General features: G+C 41.2%; 1 protein-coding gene. It reads left to right on the top strand.

Annotated elements, in window-relative coordinates:
• Positions 1-491 precede the first annotated feature (491 nt).
• Positions 492-1,391, top strand: a complete 900-nt coding sequence (locus tag AC805_RS11975; protein WP_055075656.1) for an alpha/beta hydrolase — start codon at positions 492-494, stop codon at positions 1,389-1,391.
• Positions 1,392-1,555 lie beyond the last annotated feature (164 nt).

Genomic DNA, 1,555 nt, shown 5'->3' with positions numbered 1-1,555 from the left:
ACTAAGTTACTAAGCAACTAAGCAAAACTAGAAGAGCGTAGCGCCTGCGTAGCGGGCGCTACGCTCTTCTAGTTTTATAGCAAGGAATACCAAAACCCGTAAAGTTTCGCCCCTACGGGGCGAAACTTTACGGGTTTTGGTTTGTAATTAATTATGCCTAGCTACTTACAGCAATTATCGATCAAATGAAACACTAGAAAAACTTTGAAAACCTTGCTTTGCAAGGCTTTCAAAGTTTTTCTAGGTTTGGGTTTGAGCGCAAAGCGCTGTAGGAAAAAAATAGGACGCTCAGCGAACATATCCCGATCGCTGAACGAAGTCGAAGCCTCTCTTCAAATCATTTAGGATAGCTGTATAAGTACTTGTGCAAAATAAATTACGGAACCATATAAAGTTGCGCATCGCTGGGGCGCAACTTTATATGGTTGGGTCTGTAATTTATTTTGCCTAGCTACTTATTACTTTGGTTAAAAATATGAGATTTTAAAGATATGAGCCAGAATCCACGGTCATTATTACAAATATTTCAGAGTTTTTTACTGCCCGTAATTCGGATTTTGGTATTTGCTTATCTTGGTCTAGCGATCGCTTTATATTTCGGGCAATCCAATCTAATCTATATGCCGAGCAAAGATTTATTAGAAACCCCAAAAGACAATGGATTAAAATTTGAAGATATTCAAATAACCACCAAAGACAATATCAATTTATATGGCTGGTTCGTACCTGCAACCGACAGCGATCCCATTGGTAAAAGCATAATTCTGTTTTGTCACGGCAATGGCGGCAACATCAGTAATCGCGTGAGTTATCTACCAATTTTCAGAGATTTAGGATTATCCACCCTCCTATTTGACTATCGCGGCTATGGCAAAAGTGACGGAACCCCCACCGAAGAAGGAACCTATGCCGATGTCGAGGCTGCTTGGCAATACCTAACCCAAGAGAAACAAATTCCGCCCAAGAAAATTATTATCTATGGTGAGTCCTTAGGTGGCGCGATCGCCTCTTATCTCGCGCAAAATCTCGCGCAAAAGACTTCACAGGACTATGGACAAGACTATAAAAATGCGGCAAGAGGCTTGATACTAGCATCAACATTTACCTCAGTCAGCGATCGCGCCGCCGAGCTTTACCCATTTCTGCCAATTCGCCTACTATCGCAATTTTCCTACAACTCCATCGATCGCCTACCCAAAATCAAGATTCCCGTCTTGATAATTCACAGTATCGACGATGAAATCATTCCATTTCATCATGGCGAGAGAAACTTCCAATCTGCCAATTTGCCTAAAAAACTTCTTAAGATCAAAGGCGATCATAACGGTGGTTTCCTAGATTCTCTCGAAACCTATCGCACTGGGATTAGCGAATTTGTCCAAAGGATCTAAGTAGCTAGGCATAAGTAAACTTAAAAACCAGAAGAGCATACCGCCCGCTGCGCGGGCGGTATGCTCTTCTGGTTTTGGTTTTTAATTATGCCTAGCAAATTGGCTACTTTACTCAAAAAGCTATTTCTCGAAAGGCTATATTGTAGAAAGTAGAAAGCAATATC

The sequence above is a fragment of the Pseudanabaena sp. 'Roaring Creek' genome (assembly GCF_001402795.1).
Taxonomy (GTDB): Bacteria; Cyanobacteriota; Cyanobacteriia; order Pseudanabaenales; family Pseudanabaenaceae; genus Pseudanabaena.
Note: the sequence above shows the minus strand (reverse complement) of the source record. Positions and strands in the feature narration are given on the sequence as shown.